The sequence below is a fragment of the Thermogemmatispora sp. genome (genome assembly GCF_042408735.1).
Classification (GTDB): Bacteria; Chloroflexota; Ktedonobacteria; order Ktedonobacterales; family Ktedonobacteraceae; genus Thermogemmatispora.
On record NZ_JBHOQV010000187.1, the window covers coordinates 109642 to 131187 of the forward strand.

Sequence of the window (21546 nt, forward strand, 5' to 3'; positions counted from 1 at the left end):
CTGCTCGCTCGCTGGGCTGGTCTGCCGTGCCGCGGCGAGGGCTAGTCGTAGACCACGGCGACGGTCTTCACTTCGCTGAAGTCGGCGACGGCGTTCGGCCCCAGTTCGCGGTGGCCGTTGCCGCTGGCCTTCATGCCGCCGAAGGGCATGTGGATCTCCGAGCGGGTGGTGGGAGCGTTGATGTAGATCAACCCGGACTGGATGTCGCGCATGGCGCGGAAGGTGTAGTGGGTGCTGCGCGTGAAGATGGCCGTTGAGAGGCCGTAGATGGTGTTGTTGGCGACGGCGATGGCCTCCTCGTAGGTGTCGACTGGGATGATGGAGACGAAGGGACCGAAGATCTCTTCGCGGGCGATGCGCATCTCCGGCCGGACCTCGCCGAAGATGGTCGGCTGGTAGAAGGCCCCGTCGCTGTATTCGCCCTCGTGCAGGGGATGGCCGCCATAGAGCAGCCTGGCCCCCTCGCGCTTGCCCACTTCGGTGTACTCGTGCACGGCTTGGACCCGTCCCCGATTGACCAGGGGTCCCATCTCGACGTCCTCGCGCAGGCCGTCGCCGATGCGCAGGCTGGCGGCGGCCTCGATCAGGCGATGGCTGAATTCGGCCACACCGGGTCGCTGGACGATGACGCGGCTGGTGGCCGTGCAGCGCTGACCGGTGGTGCCGAAGGCTCCCAGGGCCACGCTGGCGACGGCCCGCTCCAGGTCGGCGTCTTCCAGGACAATGACGGCGTTCTTGCCGCCCAGCTCCAGGGCGCAGCGGCGCAGGTCACGCCCGCACAGCTCGGCGACGCGCCGCCCGACCTCGGTCGAGCCGGTCAGCGAGATCATGTTGACGTCGGGATGGCTGGCCAGGGCTTCGCCCAGGCTGCCGCCAGGACCGGTGATGACGTTGAAGAGGCCGTCGGGAAGGCCGGCCTCCTGCAGGATCTGGGCGAGCTTGAGGGCCAGCAGGGGGGTGTCACTGGCCGGCTTCAGGACAACGGCGTTGCCGGCCTGCAGGGCGGGAAAGGTTTTCCAGGCGGGAATGGCCAGGGGAAAGTTCCAGGGCGTGATAAGCCCCACGACGCCCAGCGGCTGGCGCACGGTCAGATAGAGCTTGCCGCGCTGGGCCGAGGGGACGGTCTCTCCTTCCGCCCGCCAGCCATCGCTGGCGATGTAGCGGGCGACGTCGATGGCCGTCTGGACCTCTCCGCGCGCTTCGCTGAGGATCTTGCCCATCTCGCGCGTCATGAGGATGGCCAGCTCTTCTTTGCGCGTCTCGAGTAGCTGGGCCGCCTGCAGCAGGACGGCGGCACGCTGGGGGGCCGGCGTGGCCGCCCAGGCCGGTTGGGCCTGGCGCGCGGCCCGCACCGCTTCCTCAAGGTCGGCGACGCTCGACTGCTGGTAGTAGCCGATGATTTCGGAGAGGTGGGCCGGGTTGGTGCTGGCGAAGGTTGCTCCACTGGCCGAGGGGCGCCACTGGCCGCCGATGAAGTTGTAGAAGACCGGCGGCTCGGTGCTCGCCGGAAGGTCTCTCTGCAGGTCTGACTGAGTCATATGCCATTCACTCCTCGCTGAGAGTATCGTCACTGCATGCCGTGAGAACAAGATGGGATCGGCCTCGAGCGGCTCAGCGGTCCCTGGCCGGCTGCCTGGCTCCTGGCCTGGGGCCTGGGCGAAGGCGGGTGCGGTGGCGCCGCTGGCCGCGGCCCGGATGGCGAAGGCCACGGAAGACCTTGCCTGCTGGCGAGCCTGTCGGGCGGCTGGCAACCGATCCTCATTATAGCATACCAGCCCGACCCTCTCTGGCGGCGGACCCTGACCCAGGTCCTCTCTGGCCTGAATGCTCTGGGTGTGGGGACTGGTCTTTGAAAATGATGACCTCTGATGACCGGTGGATTCGTTTGGGCGGGACCGCTGACAGGAAATTGAGTCGCTCTGCCAAAGGGAGCAGGGCCGCGCGGCTGGCGGAACAGCAGGTGATTGAACGCACCGGCCCGCGCTTTCAGCGCCTCGATGAGGCTGCCTTTGCCCTGTGGAACGCGGTCAACTATCTCGTGCGCCGGTCCTTCATCTTCCAGGGCATCGGTCTCGACAACGCGCAGGTCTTCCACCGGATCAAGATGCACGAAGCCTACCAGGCCCTTCCTCGCAACGTCAGGAATCAGGTGCTTCTCCAACTGCCTCAAGCCTGAGTCAGGCCCTTTGAGACGATGAGGGCGTGGCGCGAGCTTCCCGAGCAATTCAATTCGCCGGGCGTCCGAAGCTGCCTCGCTACCACAAACGGCGCGCCCATGTGCAGAGCAAACTTCCTCAGGCCAGCCGCCGTACCTCCCGCCAGCGTGATCGCATCACGACGAAGCGCAATCGCCGTCTGCTGGGGTACCTGCACACGGCCAGCCGTCGCATCATCGCTCTGTTGGTGTAAGAGGGCATTGGCCCGCTCATCATAGGGCAGAACCCGCTCTGGAAGCAAGAAGTGGAGATGGGGAAACGGAACAATCAACAGTTCGTGCAGATCCCCCATGCCCGCTTCGCTTCAGCGAGATGCTGACCTGCAAAGCGGAACTCGTTGGCATCCGCGCCATCGTGACCGAAGAGAGCTACACCGGCAAAGCCAGTTTCTTGGATCGTGATCCCCTTCCGGTCTACGATCCTGCAGGCAGCGAAGAAGCGCGTTTTAGCGGCCGGCGACCCGGCCGGGCGCGATACCAGCGCCCGCGGCAAGCGCCTGATCCACGCCGATGTCGATGGGAGCTACAATAACAATAGTGGCAGAAAAGTAGTCCCGAACGCCTTTGACGTCCCAGGGATAGGGGCAGCGGCAGTTGGGCCTGGACGGCTTGCCGTCTGAACGAGCCTATGTCATTATTTGTCTAGGGTTTCGGTACTGTGAGTGTTCTGTCTGTATAGCGCGGGAGAGGGACCGCTTGAGGGCAGCGACCGGACCATCAGGCTGTCTGCCCGGCTGCGAGGCGGCGGTTGCTGTTCCGCGCGAGAAAAAAAGAAAGGAAATGCACGCATGAGCGGATCAGATACTGCAGAGCAGCGCGGCAAGGTGCAGGTCGGCGACCAGGCTCCAGATTTCACGCTGCCCGACCAGATGGGCCGCCCGGTCAGCCTGCACGACTTCATTGGGAAGTCGGTGGTCGTCCTCTACTTCTATCCCAAGGACAATACCCCCGGCTGCACTACCGAGGCCGTCTGCTTCCGCGATAGCTACGTAGTCTTCAAGCAGGCAGGGGCCGAGGTGATCGGCGTTAGCTCGGACTCGAGCGAGTCGCATCAGCAGTTTGCCGATCAGCATCGGCTGCCTTTCATTCTGCTGAGCGACCAGGGGGCTGCCGTACGCAAGCGCTATGGCGTGCCGACCACCTTCGGCTTGCTGCCGGGGCGCGTGACCTATATTATCGACAGGCGCGGCGTGGTGCGCCACATATTCTCCTCGCAGTTCAATCCCGAAAAGCATGTTGAGGAGGCCCTGAACATCGTGCGGGCCTTGCAGAGCGAGGAGGGATCGCAGACCTCCCAGGCCGCCGCTGAGCCGGCTCACGGAGAGGCCTGAGCGCGGACCGAGGGCCTGGCTGGCGGGCTGATCGATCGGCCCACCAGCCAGGCAGGAGCCAGGGGAGGCCAGACGAAGAGGGCGCGGTCCGCTCGCTCCTCTCTTCGGCGACCTGCTCAGGGCAGGTGCGCCTGAAGAAGGCTGGGCCGCGCCCTGCTTGTGCCCATTGCGCCCAAGGGCAGCACAAGGGGGGAAAGGAAGGACAAACGATGACTCAGGCCGTCTCGATGGTCGGGCTGCCGCTGCTTGGCTCGACGCGCGGCTGCTCGCTGGCAGCGGGGGCCGACTCGCTATAATCGCCTTCCTGGGCGGGACGCTTGAAAACGTAGTAGGCCGACGTCGAGGTCAGGGGCTGGATGCCGACCAGCTCCCAGCCCTCGCGGCCCAGGCTGCTCAGGTAGCGGCGCACGAAGGCGCTGCGTCGCTCGTTACCGATCAGGGTCTCCAGACCTTCGCAGGAGATGCGTCCGCGGGTATCAATATAGGCCACCTTATAGGCCCACTGCTGTGGCATAGCGCTTACTCCTTTCAGCTTGCTCGCGGGACCCGGCCCGGGCGGGCAGGCTGAGGCCAGGCCGGAGGCGACGAGCGCGGCGCTCAGGGTTGAGCGTGGCGGAAGATGCGCGCGGCCCGGCTGACTGGCTGGTTTTTCGGCTGACAAAGGGCGGGGGCAGATGCGCGCGCGATCCGTGGCGATCGAGCCAGACCGGGACCTTGAAGCCACGTCCGGTGGTCTTCCTGGCGGTGGGCAGACCGGAGCTGTCTGACGCCTCGCACGCCTCTGTCAGAGAGTGGGGTCTGCCCGCCAGACACCGGAACCTGCCGGGTTCCACAATGCAGCAGGCTCCGGGTAGGTGGCCGGGCGAGGCGCGATCCCACGGATCTCTCCGCCCAAGAGACAGTATAGCCTCCTTTGGGGCGGGGCGCACCGTCAGAAGCGAGAGGAGCGAGGCCGGGAAAATGCCCAGGGTCACAACCTGTGCAAACGACCAGGGAGAAAGCGCCGGCCGGCGTCTGTCCGACCCGCGCGCCGGTTGGAACCCGCCTCGGGGCGGTGGCGGGCGAGACTAAGAGGGCAGTGGGAGATCCAGGGAGAAGGTGGTGCCCTGATCCTCGGCGCCGGGGCGCTCCAGGCGCAGCGTCCCGCCGTGGGCCTCGACGATGCTCTTGGTAATGTAGAGACCCAGCCCCGACCCCTGGCGGCTGCGCGCCGTCTGGAGGCGCACGTAAGGACGGAAGATGCTGTTGATCTCGCCCGCCGGGATCACGCGCCCCACGTTGTGGACGCTCACGCGCACCAGATGCTCGTCCGGCTGGCTCACGCGGACCGTGATAGTGGTGTGCTCGTCGGAGTACTTGATGGCGTTGTCCAGCAGGTTGCCGATGGCCTGCTGCAGGCGCTCGCCGTCCCAGCGGCCCACGAGCGGCACCTCGGGAGCCTCAACCTCGATGCGATGATAGGGAGCCAGCGGGCGGAACTGCTCGACCAGCTCGCGGATCAGGGCGACAATGTCGCACTCGGCCAGCAGCAGCTTGAACTGACCGGTGGACAGATAGGAGGCGTCGAGCAGATCGTTGACCAGCCGCTTCAGGCGCTGGGCCTGGCCGATAATAATGGCTGTGCCGCGCTCGATGGTCTCGCGGCGGCAGTTGGGGCGGGCGATCATCCGGGCATAGTTGATGATAGGAGCAAGGGGGCCACGTAGCTCATGGGCGATCATGTCGATAAACTGCTCTTTGCGCGCTAACTCCTCTTGAAGGAGGAGATTGGCGCGGGTCAACTCATCTACTTGTTGCTGCAGCGCCCTGACAACCTCTTCCTGCGACTGCTTGCGGTGAGCTCGCATGCGTGTGGCCTCCCTACTCGCTCGGTGGCTAATACATCGTTAAGTATACACTTAATCCACGTGGCCGGCGGTTCCAGCGGAAGCCACTGGGAATTTTGGGGGAGAGAAAAGGGCAAGCGCAAGGCTTCCGCTCGTGCAAAGGAGGCGCGCCGCTGTCAAGAGGGGCAGGCAAGCCTGAGAGCCTGCTGCCTCTCGACAGCCGCTGCGCTGGTTCGCTTACTCCTTGGGAATCAGTCCCAGTCTGCGCAGCGCATCCATCGTTGCCCAGTCCAGTTGAGAGTAGTCGAAGTCGGGACCAGCATGGGCGATCAACTCGCGCAGTCGCTCGTACTGCTTCTGGCGCATCTGAGGATCTCGCGCCAACACGTACTGAGAGAAGGTGATTTCGATCTGCCGCCGCTGCAAAGCGACCAGAGGCGATTCTTCGGCCATGTCTTGTGCGCTCCCTTCCTGACATGAGCTGAGATAAGACGAGAGGTGCTTGCCTTCTTGCCTGCCGGCCTGGCTTCCTGCCTGACTCCCTGCCCTACCCTGCCCAGGAACCCGATCCTGAGCCTGGTTCGGGAGCCGCCTCGCTCGCTTGCTCGCACGCTCAGGGGCCGCGCAGCAGCGTCGGGGCCGTCTCTAGCCAGAAAGGCGGCCTGCCCACCTCGTCTCTGGCCGGGCGAGGGCTGGGCTGACCCCCGCTGGCTCAGGAGCTGCTGCTACTGCTGCTCGAGGAGACGGGGGCGGCGCTGTTGGCGCTTCCCTCGCTCGCTGAGCTGGAGCTGCTCTCGCTCTCGCTGGACTTGCCGCTTGGGCTGTGCGACGAGCTGTTGCCGTTGGAGCTGGAGCCGTTGTAGTCCGTCTTGTAGAAGCCGTGCCCCTTGAACACGATGCCTGTGGGGAAGAGCACGCGATGGATCTCGCCGCCACACTGTGGGCAGACCGTTAAAGGATCGTCAGTGATTTTCTGCCAGATCTCGAAACGATGCTCACATGCCCGGCACGCATATTCATACGTGGGCATAGGGTGCTGTCACCTCCGCGCCAGAACATGGCTCAACACTCGGGAAGGACAGGAGCAGGAGGTCGAGGTCTGACTCCCTCCCCTTCTTTCTTCCTTCCTTCCTTCCCTCATACATAAGAAACAAGAGGGAAAGCGTTGCCGCTTTCCTCCCATGACAAGAGAGCGTCTGCTTCTTTTACGAGAGAGATGCTCTACATTAAATAGTAATCGCCAATCTCTCCGTTGTCAATCGAAGGCCAGGAGTGCTAGCGCTCGTCGGACGGCGCCGGCAGAGGAGAGAGGCCAGGCGTGAGCTGGCGTGGGCTGACGCGGGCCGCCGCCGGCTGCCCATCCGTCCGTCCGTCTGCCTGCCCGCCCTTCCTCCCTGGCCACTTCGGACCTACCGGCCGATGTATTCTTTGACCTTCTCGGCGGCGGCCCGCGTCATGCCTTCAACGGCGGCCAGCTCTTCGATGCTGGCCTGGCTGATGGCCTGCAGCGAGCCGAAGTGCTTGAGGAGGGCCTGCTTGCGCCGGGGACCGATGCCCGGGATTTCGTCGAGCTGCGATTTGAAGGTGCGCTGACTGCGCAGCTTGCGATGGTAGGTGATGCCGAAGCGGTGCGCCTCGTCGCGGATGCGCTGCAGCAGGTAGAGGCCCTGGGAGCTGCGCGGCAGGCGCAGCGGCTCGCTGGCTCCGGGCAGATAGATCTCTTCGGCGGTCGGCAGGCGGCTGTGCGAGCCTTCTTCTTTGGCCAGGCCGATGACGGGAACTTCGACGTGCAGCTCCTGCAGGACCTGGAGGGCGGCGTTGAGCTGAGCTTTGCCGCCGTCGATGACGATCAGGTCCGGCAGGGGCCAGTCGTGGCTGAAGCCGGCTGCCTGCCCTTCGGCGTTCTCGACGCCGCTCGCCAGGCTGTCGCCGTCAGGGCCGGCCTCGCCTCCCCCGGGAGGGGCCGGCGAGGGGGGCGGCTGCGGCTCGCGGCGGAAGCGCCGTCGCAGGATCTCTTGATGGCTGGCCGGGTCGTTGGCTCCCTCGACGCTCTTGATGCGGAAGCGCCGGTACTCCGCTGGCTTGGGGCGCCCGCCCTCGAAGACGACCATCGCCCCAACGGAGCTGCTGCCCTGGATGTTGGAGATGTCGTAGCATTCGATGCGCTGGGGCGGAGTCACCAGGTTGAGGGCGGCCTGCAGCTCTTCGAGGGCCAGTTGCGTCTTCTGGCTGTCGCTGAGCCATTTGATGCGCTGCTGCTCCAGCACTTCCTGGGCGTTCTGTTTGACTAGCTCGATCAGGCTGCGCTTCTCGCCGCGGCGCGGCACACTCAGGCTGACGGCCTTCCCTCTCCGGCTCCGGAGCCAGGCGAGCAGCATGTCGCGGTCGTCTGGCTCGACTTCCAGGACGATTTCGGCCGGTATGTGGGGCGCGCTCTCGTAGAATTGTTGCAGGAAGGAGGCCATGATCTCGCCCGGGCTGCTGTCGCGCGTGCCCTGCAGGATGAAGTATTCGCGCCCGATGAGCTTGCCGGCGCGGAAAAAGAAGACCTGGGCGCAGGTTTCGTCTTCGGCGCTGGCCAGGGCGACGACGTCCTGGTCTTCTTGCCCTTCGGTGTTGATGATGCGCTGCTTCTCCAGAACGTGCTCGACGGCGCGGATGCGGTCGCGCAGGCGGGCCGCTTCTTCGAAGTTGAGGGCTTCGGCGGCCTCGTGCATGCGAGCCTCGAGCCGCTTGAGCACCTCCTCGTGCTTGCCCTCGAGGAAGAGGATGACCTGGGCGATGATGGCGTCGTAGTCTTCGCGCGTGGCGTAGCCGACGCAGGGGGCCAGGCAGCGGTGAATGTAGTACTGGGTGCAGGGTCGGTTCAGGTACTTCGGCTTCCAGCCCGCCGGCTGCTGGCCGTTGCGTGGCGGGGCCCAGGCGCTGCCGTCGTAGCGGCAGGTGCGGAAGGGAAAGAGCTTGTTGAGCAGGTCAAGGGTGGCGTCGACGGCGGCTGAGCTGGTGTATGGCCCAAAGTAGCGGTTGCCGTCGCGCTGGTAGTTGCGCACGCGGTAGACGCGCGGAAAGTCTTCGCTCAAGGCGACTTTGATGTAGGGATAGTTCTTGTCGTCGCGCAGCAGGACGTTGTATTTGGGACGGTATTGCTTGATGTAGTTGCTTTCCAGTACCAGGGCCTCGATTTCGTTTTCGACGACGACGTATTCGATGTCGTCGACACGGGCGACCATGCTGCGGTTCTTGGGACTGAGGTCGGCGGATTCTTGAAAGTAGGAGCGAACGCGCTGGTGCAGTGAGACGGCCTTGCCGACGTAGATGATTTGCCCCTGGGCATCTTTCATGAGATAGATGCCGGGTTTATGGGGCAGACTGTTGAGGACGCTGCGAATTTTTTCGTTCATGTCTGGCTGCCTGCTCTTGGGCGTTGGGTTGTTGGTTGGTGTTGGTTGACCTGGGCCGGGGCCTGTGCCGCCTCTGGGCTTGCTCCGAAAGGCTAGCCTTCTCATTTTATATCATAGCGGGAAGGGGGCTGGTGCGGGTCAGGCCGGCGGGCGGCGCGGCGACCCTTCGGTGGCCTCTCTCCCGTTCGTTGGCTGGCGCCTCCTGCAGGAGGAGGCGAGTGGGCTGGGCCGCCCGCTGGCGAGCGCTTCGGGTTTCTGTGGGGCGCTGGCCCCGCCTCTCCGCTGGCGGCCCGGCAGCGTGCGAGAACTGGCTGAGCCTGGCTGTGGTGGCTGGCTGGCCGGCTGGCTGGCTGACTGACCGATTGGGGGGCGGGCAGGTGGGCGGGAACTGGCTTCAGGTCCAGGCCCCGGTCAGGAAGCTCTCGACCTCGGCAAAGGCCGCGCCGAGGGCCAGCCCCAGCTCCGGCGCCAGCTCGAGCAGTCCGCCAACGAGCGGGAAGAGCCGCAGGGCTTGCTCGCGCGTGCTGACGCGCGACCAGGCCCACTGCACCAGGCGCAGCAGCTCCTCATGGGCGCCGACCTCGCTCAGGGCCTGGCCGAGGGCAAGCAGGACCTGGGCCTGCCCTTCTTCGTCGGGGATGGTCTCAGCGCTGCGCCGCACCTCGTCCCAGCTCTGGCGAGCCTGAGCGCGCTGCCCGGCCCGCGCCAGGGCCTGTCCCAGGGCCGCTAAAGCCTGCGCCCGCTCTGTCTCGGGGCCGATGGTCCGGCACAGGCGGGCGGCCTCGTCCCAATGCCCGGCCTCGGCCAGGGCCGCGGCCAGCCTGGCCCGCAGGGTTGCCTCTCTCCAGCTATGGGGGATGTGGGGGAGGAGCCGCTCGGCCTCCTGCCATTCCTGGGAGTTGATCAGGGTCTCGCAGAGCGTGGCCAGGGCCTCGGCCTGTCCCCACTCGCCGGCCAGGGAGGCGATGCAGCGCTCGCTCTGCTGCCAGCAGGAGTGCGCCCGCTCGCGCTCGCCGACGGCCGCGAGGGCCTCTCCCAGGCGGGCGAACAGCTCGGCCCGCTGTACAACGTCCATGCTGGCAATGAGTCGCTCGCTCTCTTGCCAGCAGTGCTCGGCCCGCCGGCGCCGTTCCGCTGCCTGCTCCTGCTCTGCAGTTTCGGGTGTGGTTTGCAGCCAGCCCTTGCCGAGAGCGAGCAGGGCCTCGACCCGCTGGCGGGGGAAGGCGATAGCCTGGGAGAGCCGCTCGGCCTCCTCCAGTCGTCCGGCGCCGACCAGCTCCTTCCCGAGCAGCGCCTGGGCATCGGCCCGCTCCCAGCCCTCGGGGATGCGCCTGACGATGCGCTCGGCCTCCTGCCATTCGCCGGCCTGGGCCAGCTCGCGGGCCAGGGCCTGGTAGCCATCGGCCTGCCCCCAGGCCATGCTTTCGTGGGCGATCAGTTCTTCGGCCTCGCGCCAGAGCTGGCGGGCGCGCTCCCAGGCTCCGGTCTGGGCCTGCAGACGTCCCAGGATGGCCAGGGCCTGGCCGCGCTCCCGTCCCTGGGCCAGGCTGCGGATGGTCCGCTCGGCTTCGTCCCAGGTGGCCGGTGTGGTGGCGCTGCCGGCCAGCAGGGAAAGGATGGCGCTGTACTGCTCGCTCTGTCGGGCCTGGGTGTGGACCAGGCTGACGACCTGTTGCCAGCAGCGGGCGGCCGCTTCGGGCTGACCGGCCTGGTAGAGGGCGCGCCCGCTGGCGATGAGGGCTTCGGCTCGCTGCTCCCAGTCGCCGATGGCCTGGGCGACCTGGCTGGCCTCCTGCCAGCGTCCGTGCCTGAGCAGGCTGTGGGTCAGCAGAGCCAGGTCAGCGGCCTGTTCCTTGCCTGCTGGCAGGGTGCGCAGGATGGCCTCGGCCTGCTGCCAGCAGCGCTGCGCCTCGCTCAGCAGGCCGGCCCGCGCCAGGGCCTGGCCGAGGGCGACGCAGGTGGCGCTCTGCTCGTCGGCGTGCTCGAGCTGGACCAGGCTGGCTTCGACCTGCTGCCAGTGCTCACGGGCCTGCTCTAGCTGGCCGCGCTCCGCCCGGGCCTGGCCGAGGGCTATCAGGGCCTGCAGCCGTGGCTGGGGGAGGGCGATGTGGGCGCAGAGGGCCTCGGCTTCGGTCCAGCGCGCGGCCTCTGCCAGGGCCTCCACCAGGGCAAGCTGGGCCTCCGCTTGCCGCTCATCGTCGGCCATGCGCTCGCTGCTGGCGATGGCCCGCTTCCAGTCGCCGGCGGCGGCCAGGGCCTGGGTCAGGCTGAGCCGGGCCTCGCTCTGCTGCCACTGCTCGGGGATCAGGTCGCAGAGGCGCTCGGCCTCGCTCCAGTGCTGGCAGGCCACCAGGGCGCGGACCAGGGCCACCAGGGCGCGGGCCTGTTCCCTGGCGCTGGGCTGGGCGCAGGCCAGGCCCTCGGCTTGCTGCCAGCGGCGCTGCGCCTCTGTCGAGAGGCCGGCTCGCTCCTGCTCGCGTGCGAGGATGGCCAGGGCCTCGGCGCGCACGCTGCCGGCCGGCTCGGCCAGGCTGGTCAGGATGGCCTCGGCCTCCGGCCAGCGTCGGGCCTGGGCCAGGACGGCGAGCAGGGTCAGCCGGACCTCGTTTTGCAGGGTCCCGGCGGGCATGGCTTCGATGATCTCTTCGATCTCGTCGCTCTGACCGGCCTCGGCCAGGCCCTGGGCGATCTGGAGCAGGGCCTCGGCGCAGAGCTGGGCCGAGGCGATGCGCCGGGCGACGCCGATGGCGGCCCGCCAGAGCTGCAGCGCCGAGTCGCGCCAGCCGGCCCTGTAGAGACCGGCAGCCAGCTCGCTCAGGAGGGGCGCCAGGCGCTCCGGCTCGCTGCCGGCGCGGGCCACGTCGCAGGCCCGCCAGTAGAGCGGCCTGTAGTCGCTCGCGGGGGCGCCCTGCTCTTGAAGCTGGCGCGCGATGGCCACCAGGGCCTCGAGCTGGTGCCCCGGCTCGCTCAGCAGGTCGGCCAGGCCCAGGGCCTCCTGGCGGCGCCCAAGTTGCACCAGCAGGGCGAAGGCTTCCGGCGGGTAGCGCTCGGCCTGGCTGCTGAGGCTGCAGCGCAGGAGGGTGTAGCGCCAGAGGCGCGGGAGTTGGGCCAGGCCGGTGGCCAGGTCCCAGCCTGCCCAGGCCGCCGCCCGACGCCCAAGGTCGAGGTCGCTGGCGTAGGCCCAGGTGCTGGGATCAAGCTGGCGAATCTTGTGGTAGCCGTAGTGGCCGGCGTCGAGCAACGCGAAGAGGCCCTCCCAGCGCCGGCCGTGGAAGAGATGGGCGGGCAGGTGCCGGCGCGCGTAGCGCCGGCGGGCCTCCTCGGCGGGATCGTAGGAGGCTTCTTGCCAGAGCTGCTCGCTGCCGCCGCGCTCGCACCAGGCGGCCATCAGGGCGTGCCAGCGGGCCTCTTCGCTGGCCGTGAAGAGCCAGGATCGGTCCGGCTGCTCTGGATCCTGGCGCAGGTAGTGGCGCAGTTTGAGGTGGTAGAGGCTGTAGCGCCCGCCGCTGTCGGCGACAAGGAGGCCGCCAAGCTGTTGCAGGGCATCGCGTACCTGGTAGGTGGCTACGGGCTGCTCCGGCCCGCCCAGGATCTGGCCAAGCTGGCCCGCTTCCAGTGGCTCGCGCGCCACCAGCAGGAGGCCAAGGAGCGGGTAGATGAGGCGCTCCCAAAGGGGATGCTCTTTGAGGCGCTCGATGGCCAGGGTGAAGAGGGCCTCGGGATCGCTGGAGAGGCGCGCGCTCAGGGCCTCCGGGGTAAGGCCGGGGTCGCGCTCCAGCTCGCGGACGATCAGGTCGAGGTAGAGGGTGTTCGGCTCCATCAGGGCGTAGAGCCGCTCGCTGTCGATCGGCGCGAGCTGCAGGCCGTGGGCCTGCAGCAGTTCTTCGAAATCGGCCCGGCTGAGCGGCGGCAGGCTGTATTCGCGCACCGGCCCGCGCAGGTGCAGGAGCTGCAGGGCGTCGTTGGGACGGGAGCCGAGCACGATGAGGCAGCCCGGGGGCAGGCGCGAGGGCAGAAAGCCAAGGTGGTGCTTGCCCCCGGCTTCGCGCGGAAGCTGATCGAGACCGTCAATGCAGATCAGGAGGCGCTCGCCCCGCTCGGATAGCTCTTGCAGGAGGTTGGCAAGGGCGGTCGCCAGAGCGGCGCGGCTGGTGCCGGCCACCAGGAGCGGCGTCGGGTCGAGGCGCCAGCCGAGGATGAGGCGCGCCAGCAGGTCGCGCAGCAGGGCAACGCTGTGGTCGAGCGGCGGATCCAGCGGCAGGAAGTGATGGGGGACTCGCTCCAGCCCTTCTTCCTGGACGAGGCGGGCGATGAGGCTGCTCTTGCCCTGGCCGGCCTGGCCGCTGATGATCAGGTAGCCGCCGACGGGCTGTAGCTCGGCGATGTGCCGGCGAATGGCGGCCAGCTCGGCCTGCCGCCCAACGAAGCCGGCCAGTCGGCTGCCGATGAAGGGCCGGTGATCGATGAGCATGGCGCGCAGGGCCTGCTCCTGCTCGGGCGTGAAGGGGACAGCCTCCTGGCTGCGCAGACGCTCCCGCCAGCCAACAAAGAGCCGGCGCAGCCCCTCCTCGACGCGATAGAGACCTTCGTCTGGCTTGTGCCAGCGGGTGAGGGCTTTGGGGGGCCGGCCAGGTGGCAGGGCCTCCAGTTGGCCAAGCGGGGTGTGTTCCCAGGCCACAGGTCTTACGATAATGGGAACAAGGACGACCTCTTGCCGGCGCCTGCGCTCCAGGGCTGCCTCCATGTCGCTCAGGCACTCAGGGCTGTCGAGAAAATCGGAGCTGATCAGCAGCAGGATCAGGTCGGCGCTCTGGAGGGCGGCCTGCCGCGCACGCTGAACGTCGCTGCCGGCCAGAAACTGCCCCGGCTCCTGTACCTGGGGCGGCTCCAGGCCGGCCCCGCTGGCGGCCAGGCGCACCCGACGCTTAATGCGCTCGGCCCAGTTCCGGTCTGAGTCGGCATAGCTGATGTAGATCGCCAGGCGCTGGCGCTGGCTGGCGCTGATGGGGCTGGCGGCTGGCTCCATCCTGCTCCTCCGACCGGTTCAGGCCCGGCAAGGCGGGCGGGCACGGGCCGGACGCTGAGCGCTACAATACAGGACAGCCCAAGGCGGAGACGCGGAGGACCGGCCCGGGGACCAGCGACTGGCCCTGGCACTCGCTGGCCGGAAGCAGCGCTGGCCCGTGGCTGCCCGGTCGGTCGCGGGACCGCGGGAGCCTGGAGACCTTGACGGCGGATCGGCAGGGTCCTCTGCCGACCTGCTCCCTTTGAGAAAGCGCTCGCTCAGGCTCCCCGGGAGGCCCTGCAGGCACGCCTGGCTCGGCCGGCATGGTCCGGTCCAGGTAGGCGTCGGGAGAGATGGCTTCAGGCTCGCTCCCTCCCCGTCCTGCTGCCTGATGTTGCTCTGCCCGCCTCACGGGGAGAACACCGGCAAACAAACAGGCATGGAAGAGAGCGAGCGCACGATCTCTGCGGCCCGCCTCCGGCTGGCCCGCCCTCGCTTCATAAAATTGCTTGCTTCTTCTGCGAGTATACCATAGGTTCGGCCTCGGCGCCATCCGGCGACGGGGCATCTTGTGTATGGTAGAGAGAGGAGACACATCACAAACGATTTCTCGTCGGAGAATGAGGTTTTCCACAAAGTTCTTCCCTAAATGGCGCGCATGCGCTATACTGACAAAAATATCTCGCATAAGAGGGGAGAATCGTGCTTCGGCTGCGCGTGAAAGAGGTCGCACGTGAGAAGGGAATGTCTATGAACCAACTGTCCCATCGGGCAGAGGTCAGCTATAACATCATCAAGGCCATCTATCGCAATCCCTATCGGCCTACCAATACGGCCACCGTCAACCGCATTGCGCGGGCCTTGGGGGTGCCGACCACCGCCCTGATGGAGGATGTCTCGGAGGAGGAGATGGTGCGCGAGCAGCGCATCCTGGCGGCGGAGCTGGCCCTGCCCCGACGACCAGGGCGCCGGCCCCGCCACCTGATGCCCTAGCCAGCCAGCCAGCCAGTCAGTCAGTCAGTCAGCCAGCCAGCCAGCCGGTCGGCGAGCAGGCGGAGCGACCACGCCCGGAACCAGACCCCAGGTGGGCCGCCCGCCGCTCGGCCGGCCAGCCAGGCGCTCAAAAAAGGATGGCGCGCGTGGTGCCGGCGCGCCGGGCCGCCTCCCAATGGCAGCCAGCGCTCCCACGCGCGCCATCCCGCGGAACACGGGCCATCGTTGCGTTCGGTTAAGCGATCGTGCCGGTGGGGGAGAGGGGCCTTCCTGCTCTCGCGCGGGGTTGACGGTCCACGAAAGGGGAGCCTTGAGAGCCAGGGGGAGAATGGAAGACCCCTCTTCAGCACGTCAGAGACTCAGAAGACTCAGGCTCAGCTCTCACCTCCTTTCAGGACCGGTCGGATGGGCGGCAGGACCAGGCTCAGGTACTCGCGCAGGTGCTCGCAGTTGGCCAGCACTTGATCGCGCTCCTGGGTGGCGGCAATCTTCTGGCGCACCAGCGCGGTGAAGGTGGCGATCGCTTCGGTGATCAGACCCAGCTCCTCCCAACTGAGGACCATCACCTGCCCGCTGAGGATCTGCTCGATCTTGAGCAGGGCAAGCTGGATACGGTTCAGGCTGCGATGGCTCACCGCCTGCCCCGCCTGGCCCGACTGCAGATAACGCCCATAAAAGAGGAGGATGTACTTGATGGCCTTGAGGTCGTCCTCCCCTACCCCCATCATCACCTGCTTCCCCTCCCGGTTCCCTTCCTGCATTACTCACTTCCTTTCTCTACCTGCAGCTTGACACTTCCATCAGGCTCCTTCCTCTCACTTGCCATCCTGTCCCTAGCCTACCACGTTCTCCGCGATTAGTCAATAGATATAGCAATAAAAATAAGCGCTTATTAATAAGCGCATATCTTTATCGCCAAAAAGATATGGAATACCCGCTATTATGATACCCTGGTAAGCTTAAAAAAAACTCCATTGAGGAATGCGCGTGTTACGCCTGCGTGTGAAAGAGGTCGCCCAGGAGAAAAATGTTTCGATGCACCAGCTCTCTCTGCGTGCGCAGGTGAGCTACTACATTATCAGGGGCATGTTTCACAACCCCTATAAAGCGGTCTCCACTGAGACGCTCAATCGGATAGCTGAGGCTCTGGAAGTACCCGTCACCGCTCTCATTGAAGACGTACCCAGGAAGCAAGCTGAAGCGGAACAAGCGCATCTCAAGATCCGTCCCACTGATCAATAGCTTGCCCCTAGTTGAGCGCATGAGCAGCCAGCGATAGAGCCGGACATCCGCTCAACCGTGCCTCTGTGGCTGGCCGGGCGCGCGAGCAGAAAAGTAGCTGCAATCAACCCGCAGATAGTGTATACTCTCTCATAATAGAATAAAACAAGCGCCTGCTTGCTAGACTCTCATAGAAGACGCCAGGCGGGAGGCACCGCCCGGCGCTGCTGGAGAGCCGGGGAGGATACGTGTTACGTCTGCGTGTGAAAGAGGTTGCTCAAGAGAAAAATATATCTATCCACCGCCTTTCTCTGCTGGCGCAGCTCAGCTATCACGTCGTTCGTGAAATTTTTATTAATCCGTATAAGTCAATATATACAGACACTATCAATCGCATAGCCGAAGCGCTGGAAGTGCCGGTCACGACCATCATCGAAGATGTCCCCAGGGAGCGAGCCGAGGAGGAGCTGAGGCAGCTCAAGAAGCGTCTCTCGAGCAGGTAGCCGTGGGGGGCTGGCGGGTCGGGATCGGGCCGGATCGGGCGCAGGCGGAGCCAGGCAGCCGCTCAGATCTCCCCCGCTTCTCCGACGGAGAGAGTGCGCGGTCCCAGCAGAGAGACAAAAAAAACAAGAGAGAAAACATCTGTCATTGAGCGTATAGATAGTGTATACTCTTCTATGAAAGAGAAAAACAGGTGCTTGCTTGCTGGGAAGGAAACAAGCGATCGCCCGGAGTAAGCTGGCGGAAGCCCATTCTGGGGGAAGGTGGTTTGCAGCCTGGCGAGCGAGTGAGTGAGCGAATTGGCAAACGAGCCAGCCGGCGGAGAGCGAGAAGGGCCGTCGCGCGGCGCCTCTCCGCCCCCATCGAGCTGGAGAAAGGAGCGGTCTCTCATGTCTGCCCGCGATGACCAGCCAGCCCAGCAACAAGAACTGGCCCGGCTTCAGAGCGAGCTAGAGCGTGCCCGTGCCAGCGGAAACCCCTGGCAAGAAGCGGGCGTCCTGCACACCCTTGGTCTGCAGCTCTCCGAGCGTTGGCCCGAGCGAGCGCGGGAGGCCTACGAGCAGGCCCTGAGCATCTTCCATCGGCTTGGAGACGAGCGGGGGCAGGTTGCCGTCCTGCACAACCTGGGCGTCCTGCTGACGGCTGAGAGCCAGCCCGAGCGAGCGCGGGAGGCCTACGAGCAGGCCCTGAGCATCCTGCGCCGCCTGGGTGACCAGCGAGGTCAGGCCTTCAGCCTGCACAACCTGGGCCAGCTCCACGAGCACCTTGGGAGCTACGAGCAGGCTCTGGCCTGCTATCAGGAAGCCTGTGCCATCCTGGAGGCCCTGGGCGAGGGCAGCAACCAGGCCATTACCATCATCAGCCTGGGGCATCTCGCCGAGCGTCAGGAGCGCTACGACGAAGCGCGCCAGCGCTATCAGGAAGCGCGCCGGCTCCTGCAGCAAGCCGGCGACCTTGAGCGCGAACGCCTGGCCATCGCAGATCTGGCGCGGCTGGCCGAGCGTCAAAAGCATCACAGCGAGGCCCAGCGCCTCTACGAAGAAGCCGTTGCCCTCTGCCGGCGACTCGGCGACCATGAAGGGGAAGCCGAAGCCCTCTTCAGCCTGGCCGAAATCCACGAGGAGAGCGGGCAGCTCCTCCAGGCCCGGGCGGCCTACGAGCGCATCCTGCCGCTCGAAGCCGGGCACGGCGGAGGCGGGGCGGCCTTCTTTCCCCTCCACTTCAACCTCAGCCGAATCTACCATCAGCTCGGACTGAGCGAGCGCGCCCGTCGCCACGGCGAGCAAGCCCTGGAGCGGGCGCGAGCCGGCGGCCTGCCCCCCTACTGCGAATACCTGAGCCGGGGTGCCCTGGGGCGGCTCCTCTACGACCTGGGCCAGCCCGTCCAGGCCCTGGACCACTACCGGAGAGCCTTACTCGGCTTCTCGCGCTGCAGCTACCTGCCTGGTCTCATCGCCACCCTCTGCTGTCTGGGCACCCTCTTCGCCCGCTACGGCCAGTTCCAGGCCGCCCTGGCCCACCTCCTTCAGGCGCGAGCCATCGCCGAGAGCCAGCAAGATAGCGCCGCCAGCGCCGGCATCGAGAGAGGCCTCGTCTCCATCTGCCTCATACTGGGGCCCGTGGCCTTCGCGCGCCTCTGGCGAGAGACGCAGCCCCTGGGCGGCACCCTGATTGAAGCCACCCTTGAAGGCATCGCTCCCCCCGTCCTCTGCGAGCAAGAGCAGCGCATCCTGCCGCCCGAGGAACTCAGCCCCCTCATCGAGCGCGTCAGCCTGGTCCTTGGAGGAGAAAGCGCGCCCCAGGCGAAGCAGCAGCTCCAGAGCGAGCTAGAGCGGCGCCGCGCTCAGGTTCAGGCGGGCGAACAGCCGCTCCCGGCCGCGGAGCAAGCAGCCGCGGACTTCTACGCGGCCCTCGAAGCCCTGTTAGAGGGGCGGTCCGCCGGGCTAGCCATCTCCCATCCCTACGCCCTCCCGCTGGAGCTGATCCGCGGCGGCCAGGCGCGCTGGCGGGCCAGCCAGCCGGCCAGCGGCCCACCCAATTAGCCATTTCGGACTATCCTCCCACTCTCTTCGCGTGCTTCATCTGGCTACTTGACCTATGAGTATATCCATCCACAAAAATTTGTTATATACTTAAAGAGGAAATAGCCGTCAAGCAAGCGGCTATGCGCAAAGTGTCTATCAAGTCTTCAGTCGCTCGCAGTACAGCGTCGGGCTGCAGAAACGTGCCGCAGAGGTAGCAAGAAAGGAAGGGTCGGATAGGAGTGCCAGTGAGAGAACTGGTGGTATCCGACCTGGAGAGGCAGGGGAAGCGGGCCGGGCGAGCTGGACTGCGGCGAGAGCGGAAGAAATGACGTAGAGGAGGCCGGGTCAAACGACCCCTAGTCAGAAGTGAGAAAGGGCCTTACTACCAATGGAACAGGACTATGAAGAGCTGGGTCAGATGACCCGTGATGAGGCCATTGCTCATTATCAAAAGCAACTAGAGTGGCAGCGCGCGCAAGGGGACCGGGATGGTGAGATGTTCAGCCTCTTCAGGCTCGGCCTCCTTTTCCAGCACGAAGAGCGCTTTGAGCAGGCTTTCAACTGCTATCAGCAAGCGCTGGCTCGCAGCCGGGAGTACGGGATGCGGGCCAACGAAGCCAACGCCCTTTGTAGCCTGGGAACGCTCTACCAGCGGCGGGGCGAGCGCGAGCAAGCGCTAGGGGCCTATCGTCAGGCACTGAGCATCCATCGTGAAGTGGGCTGTCTATCGGGAGAAGGGACCGTTCTGGGGCGGCTGGCCACGCTCTACCACGAGATGCGGCACGAGCAGGAGGCCCTCATTTGCTATCGTGAAGCTCTAGCCATTCATCGAGAAGTAGGAAACCGTCGCAGCCAGGGCATTACCCTGAACAACCTGGGCACCTTCTACCAGGAGCGCGGCCAGATCCAGCGTGCCCTGCAGGCTTTTCAAGAGGCCCTCCTCATCCAGCGCGAGATCGACGATCAGCGTGGCAAAGGGGCCACCCTCAGCAAGCTGGCCGCGCTCTACTTCGCCCTGGGGCAGATCCAGCGTGCCCATGCCCTCTATCAGGAAGCCCTGCTGGCCCTGCGCCGCGAAAACGATCGCTCCCTGCTGGCCCTGACCCTGGGCGGGCTGGGCCAGCTCTACCAGACCTGTCTTCAGACCAAAGAGGCCCTGCGCTGCTATCGCGAGGCCCTTGCTCTGGCGCGGCTTGTCGAGGACCAGGAGCGTGAGGCCATTGTGCTGAGCAACCTGGGCATTTTCTTCGCCTTCTTCCATCAGACGCGTGTCTCCCTGGCCTGTTTCCTGCGGATGCGTGACCTGCTCAGCGGGCGCATCGCCTCCGGCCAGAGCCAGGAGATCGAAGAAGCCATTGCCCTGCTCTGCCGGCACCTGGCGGAGGAAGGCATCGAGGTCGTGCCGGAGGAGCTGGCCCCGCGCGCAGCCGAAATCATTGCCGAAGCCCTGGAGAGGCCGCCCACCCAGGCCATGCGCGCCATAAGCAAGGGGGCTTTAGCCCCGGAGATGCTCACCTTTCTCTGCGAGGCCGTCGTCGACGTCTGCACAGCCCACCCCGATTCCTGCCTGGCCGTGCGCATCATCCTCCAGCGCACGCGCCAGGTCCTGAGCGCCCAGCTTGCCAACGGGCTGGCCGGGGCGGGCACAGGCCATCAGGAGCTAGAATTTTTCGCAGCCCTGCAGGGCCTGCTCGACGGTCAAACGGTGCAACTGCCGCCCCGTCACCGCTATCAGCCGCTGCTAGAGACCCTCAAGCGTGGCATCTGTCTCTACTTCAACGATCCCGACCGCCAGCAAGAGGAGCCGGCCCCCGGCAGAGGCTAGTCGGGCCGGGCGGGAGCGACCTCTCCCTCGTCCGGGCCAGCCGGCGCCCTGGCGGACTGAGCGGGCCTGGTCTGGCCGCTGATGAGCGGGAGGGGGCGAGCTGAGCCGCCGGACCGGCCGGAACCGGGGCCGGCCCGGCGCTCGCAGCCTCGCCCCCGGCCGTAGCCTGGAGCTGGGGAGCCAATCTGGGCAGCAGCCAGGGAGCGCGGCCGGCCGCCGGCCTGGCGGGCGGGAGGGCCCGTGCTTCGCCCGCCTGCCCGCTCGCCCGAGGGGGCGAGTCCTCACCAGCCCTGCTCGCGATAAATCTTCAGCGTCTGCTGATCGCCCGGCACATAGCTCACCATCGAGTAACTGCTCATCCCCGTAAAGACCGTCGTCGCCGTGCGCAGCGTCAGGCGGCCCAGCTCGCTATGCTGCACCTGGAAGACGAAAGACGGAGCGGGCTTTCCGCTGGGGTAAGCGGCCGAAGCGATGCGCTTAAACTCCGGCAACTCGCGCAGGCGCCGCCACAGCTCCTTATACTCGGGCAGATGCGTCATCGTATGTGTATTATACAAGAAATCGCTCACCAGGCGATGGGCCAGATCCTCCCAGCCGTGGAAGCGGCGGCGCAACTGCGGATCAAAGACCAGCTCCAGCAAATGGATCCTGGGGTGGCTCTCGGCCAGAAGGGGATCGATCTCGAAGAGGCGCAGAGAAGCCGAATTCCAGGAATGCAGGAACCAGAGGCGATCGAGCGAGTGTGCCGGATAAGACGTACTCTGCACCAGCAAGCTTGCCAGCTCGCCCAGCTCCAGCAGCGCGCTCGTGAGGCGGTCCGGCTCCACATGCTGGCCGGTCAGGCGAGTATAGGCCTCATAGAAGCGCTGGCACTCCTGGCCCTGCAACTCCAGAGCGCGAGCGATATTGCGCACCACATGCGGAGAAGGATTTGTCCGCATGCCCACCTCGAGATGATAAATATACGTTCGCGAGAGGCGGCTCGCCTGAGCGAGCTGGCCCTGAGAAAGGCCATGCTGCTGACGCAGCTCCGTCAAAAGGCGAGCGAACTCCGAACGCTCAGCGGCCTCAGTGCTCCGACTCATCGCTGAACCATCCTTGTGCGCTTTTATCTGTTAGCTACATCCACATTATGGCGCAAAATTTGTTAGCTGGCAACGTACCCATCATCGGAAGAGCAACATATAATACTAGTAACAAGTGG

Annotated in this window: 17 protein-coding genes; 7 read left to right on the plus strand and 10 right to left on the minus strand. The window is 65.9% G+C overall.

Annotated elements, in window-relative coordinates:
* Nucleotides 1-41: 41 nt before the first annotated feature.
* Complete coding sequence (locus ACFMO7_RS20275; RefSeq protein WP_376797302.1) at nt 42-1538, minus strand: aldehyde dehydrogenase family protein; 1497 nt, start codon at nt 1536-1538, stop codon at nt 42-44.
* A gap of 422 nt (nt 1539-1960) precedes the next feature.
* Here ACFMO7_RS20275 and ACFMO7_RS20280 point away from each other — a divergent pair, with 422 nt between their 5' ends.
* The gene (locus ACFMO7_RS20280; protein WP_376797303.1) at nt 1961-2176 is read left to right on the plus strand and encodes a hypothetical protein; all 216 of its coding nucleotides are present in this window, start codon (nt 1961-1963) and stop codon (nt 2174-2176) included.
* Here the strand turns inward: ACFMO7_RS20280 and ACFMO7_RS20285 are convergent.
* Nucleotides 2167-2508, minus strand: coding sequence for a hypothetical protein (locus ACFMO7_RS20285; RefSeq protein ID WP_376797304.1), 342 nt, complete (start codon nt 2506-2508; stop codon nt 2167-2169). The two genes, ACFMO7_RS20280 and ACFMO7_RS20285, sit on opposite strands and share 10 nt — an antisense overlap.
* Before the next feature lie 495 nt (nt 2509-3003).
* Between ACFMO7_RS20285 and ACFMO7_RS20290 the strand changes: the two genes are divergently transcribed.
* On the plus strand, nt 3004-3546 hold the full coding sequence (locus ACFMO7_RS20290) for a peroxiredoxin (RefSeq protein ID WP_376797305.1): 543 nt from the start codon (nt 3004-3006) through the stop codon (nt 3544-3546).
* Nucleotides 3547-3760: 214 nt separating this feature from the next.
* On the opposite strand, the gene ACFMO7_RS20295 is transcribed toward ACFMO7_RS20290, so the two are convergent.
* From ACFMO7_RS20295 to ACFMO7_RS20320, 6 genes are all read right to left on the minus strand, one after another.
* Entirely contained in the window at nt 3761-4060 is a 300-nt protein-coding gene (locus ACFMO7_RS20295; protein WP_376797306.1) for a hypothetical protein, read from the minus strand.
* A 553-nt stretch (nt 4061-4613) separates the two neighbouring features.
* Nucleotides 4614-5393 (minus strand): sensor histidine kinase, encoded by a 780-nt coding sequence (locus tag ACFMO7_RS20300; RefSeq protein ID WP_376797307.1) that lies wholly within the window; start codon nt 5391-5393, stop codon nt 4614-4616.
* Nucleotides 5394-5609: 216 nt separating this feature from the next.
* Complete coding sequence (locus ACFMO7_RS20305; protein WP_376797308.1) at nt 5610-5825, minus strand: hypothetical protein; 216 nt, start codon at nt 5823-5825, stop codon at nt 5610-5612.
* Between the two features lie 259 nt (nt 5826-6084).
* A complete protein-coding gene (locus tag ACFMO7_RS20310; protein ID WP_376797309.1) occupies nt 6085-6402 on the minus strand; it encodes an FmdB family zinc ribbon protein in 318 nt (105 codons plus the stop codon).
* 379 nt (nt 6403-6781) lie between these two features.
* A complete protein-coding gene (gene uvrC / locus ACFMO7_RS20315) occupies nt 6782-8773 on the minus strand; it encodes an excinuclease ABC subunit UvrC (protein WP_376797310.1) in 1992 nt (663 codons plus the stop codon).
* 394 nt (nt 8774-9167) lie between these two features.
* Nucleotides 9168-13799 (minus strand): TIR domain-containing protein, encoded by a 4632-nt coding sequence (locus ACFMO7_RS20320; RefSeq protein WP_376797311.1) that lies wholly within the window; start codon nt 13797-13799, stop codon nt 9168-9170.
* A 696-nt stretch (nt 13800-14495) separates the two neighbouring features.
* Between ACFMO7_RS20320 and ACFMO7_RS20325 the strand changes: the two genes are divergently transcribed.
* Nucleotides 14496-14771 carry a helix-turn-helix domain-containing protein gene (locus ACFMO7_RS20325; RefSeq protein ID WP_376797318.1) on the plus strand — a complete coding sequence of 92 codons (276 nt, stop codon included), beginning with the start codon at nt 14496-14498 and terminating at the stop codon, nt 14769-14771.
* Nucleotides 14772-15145: 374 nt separating this feature from the next.
* Here the strand turns inward: ACFMO7_RS20325 and ACFMO7_RS20330 are convergent, their stop codons facing one another.
* Complete coding sequence (locus tag ACFMO7_RS20330) at nt 15146-15532, minus strand: hypothetical protein (RefSeq protein ID WP_376797312.1); 387 nt, start codon at nt 15530-15532, stop codon at nt 15146-15148.
* Between the two features lie 226 nt (nt 15533-15758).
* Between ACFMO7_RS20330 and ACFMO7_RS20335 the strand changes: the two genes are divergently transcribed.
* The 4 genes from ACFMO7_RS20335 to ACFMO7_RS20350 all read left to right on the plus strand — a co-directional run bounded on the left by ACFMO7_RS20335 (nt 15759) and on the right by ACFMO7_RS20350 (nt 20342).
* On the plus strand, nt 15759-16013 hold the full coding sequence (locus tag ACFMO7_RS20335; protein WP_376797313.1) for a helix-turn-helix domain-containing protein: 255 nt from the start codon (nt 15759-15761) through the stop codon (nt 16011-16013).
* A 227-nt stretch (nt 16014-16240) separates the two neighbouring features.
* Entirely contained in the window at nt 16241-16495 is a 255-nt protein-coding gene (locus tag ACFMO7_RS20340) for a helix-turn-helix domain-containing protein (RefSeq protein WP_376797314.1), read from the plus strand.
* A gap of 387 nt (nt 16496-16882) precedes the next feature.
* Nucleotides 16883-18535, plus strand: a complete 1653-nt coding sequence (locus tag ACFMO7_RS20345) for a tetratricopeptide repeat protein (RefSeq protein WP_376797315.1) — start codon at nt 16883-16885, stop codon at nt 18533-18535.
* A 370-nt stretch (nt 18536-18905) separates the two neighbouring features.
* A complete protein-coding gene (locus ACFMO7_RS20350; RefSeq protein WP_376797316.1) occupies nt 18906-20342 on the plus strand; it encodes a tetratricopeptide repeat protein in 1437 nt (478 codons plus the stop codon).
* Nucleotides 20343-20623: 281 nt separating this feature from the next.
* Here ACFMO7_RS20350 and ACFMO7_RS20355 read toward each other — a convergent pair whose 3' ends face one another.
* Nucleotides 20624-21427 (minus strand): helix-turn-helix domain-containing protein, encoded by an 804-nt coding sequence (locus ACFMO7_RS20355; protein WP_376797317.1) that lies wholly within the window; start codon nt 21425-21427, stop codon nt 20624-20626.
* Nucleotides 21428-21546 lie beyond the last annotated feature (119 nt).

What these genes read in the sequence shown, in the direction of transcription:
- ACFMO7_RS20275 (WP_376797302.1), bottom strand. Translation starts at nt 1,538, where the DNA reads ATGACTCAGTCAGACCTGCAGAGAGACCTTCCGGCGAGCACCGAGCCG.
- ACFMO7_RS20285 (WP_376797304.1), bottom strand. Translation starts at nt 2,508, where the DNA reads ATGGGGGATCTGCACGAACTGTTGATTGTTCCGTTTCCCCATCTCCAC.
- ACFMO7_RS20290 (WP_376797305.1), top strand. Translation starts at nt 3,004, where the DNA reads ATGAGCGGATCAGATACTGCAGAGCAGCGCGGCAAGGTGCAGGTCGGC.
- ACFMO7_RS20295 (WP_376797306.1), bottom strand. Translation starts at nt 4,060, where the DNA reads ATGCCACAGCAGTGGGCCTATAAGGTGGCCTATATTGATACCCGCGGA.
- ACFMO7_RS20300 (WP_376797307.1), bottom strand. Translation starts at nt 5,393, where the DNA reads ATGCGAGCTCACCGCAAGCAGTCGCAGGAAGAGGTTGTCAGGGCGCTG.
- ACFMO7_RS20305 (WP_376797308.1), bottom strand. Translation starts at nt 5,825, where the DNA reads ATGGCCGAAGAATCGCCTCTGGTCGCTTTGCAGCGGCGGCAGATCGAA.
- ACFMO7_RS20310 (WP_376797309.1), bottom strand. Translation starts at nt 6,402, where the DNA reads ATGCCCACGTATGAATATGCGTGCCGGGCATGTGAGCATCGTTTCGAG.
- uvrC (WP_376797310.1), bottom strand. Translation starts at nt 8,773, where the DNA reads ATGAACGAAAAAATTCGCAGCGTCCTCAACAGTCTGCCCCATAAACCC.
- ACFMO7_RS20320 (WP_376797311.1), bottom strand. Translation starts at nt 13,799, where the DNA reads ATGGAGCCAGCCGCCAGCCCCATCAGCGCCAGCCAGCGCCAGCGCCTG.
- ACFMO7_RS20330 (WP_376797312.1), bottom strand. Translation starts at nt 15,532, where the DNA reads ATGCAGGAAGGGAACCGGGAGGGGAAGCAGGTGATGATGGGGGTAGGG.
- ACFMO7_RS20345 (WP_376797315.1), top strand. Translation starts at nt 16,883, where the DNA reads ATGTCTGCCCGCGATGACCAGCCAGCCCAGCAACAAGAACTGGCCCGG.
- ACFMO7_RS20350 (WP_376797316.1), top strand. Translation starts at nt 18,906, where the DNA reads ATGGAACAGGACTATGAAGAGCTGGGTCAGATGACCCGTGATGAGGCC.
- ACFMO7_RS20355 (WP_376797317.1), bottom strand. Translation starts at nt 21,427, where the DNA reads ATGAGTCGGAGCACTGAGGCCGCTGAGCGTTCGGAGTTCGCTCGCCTT.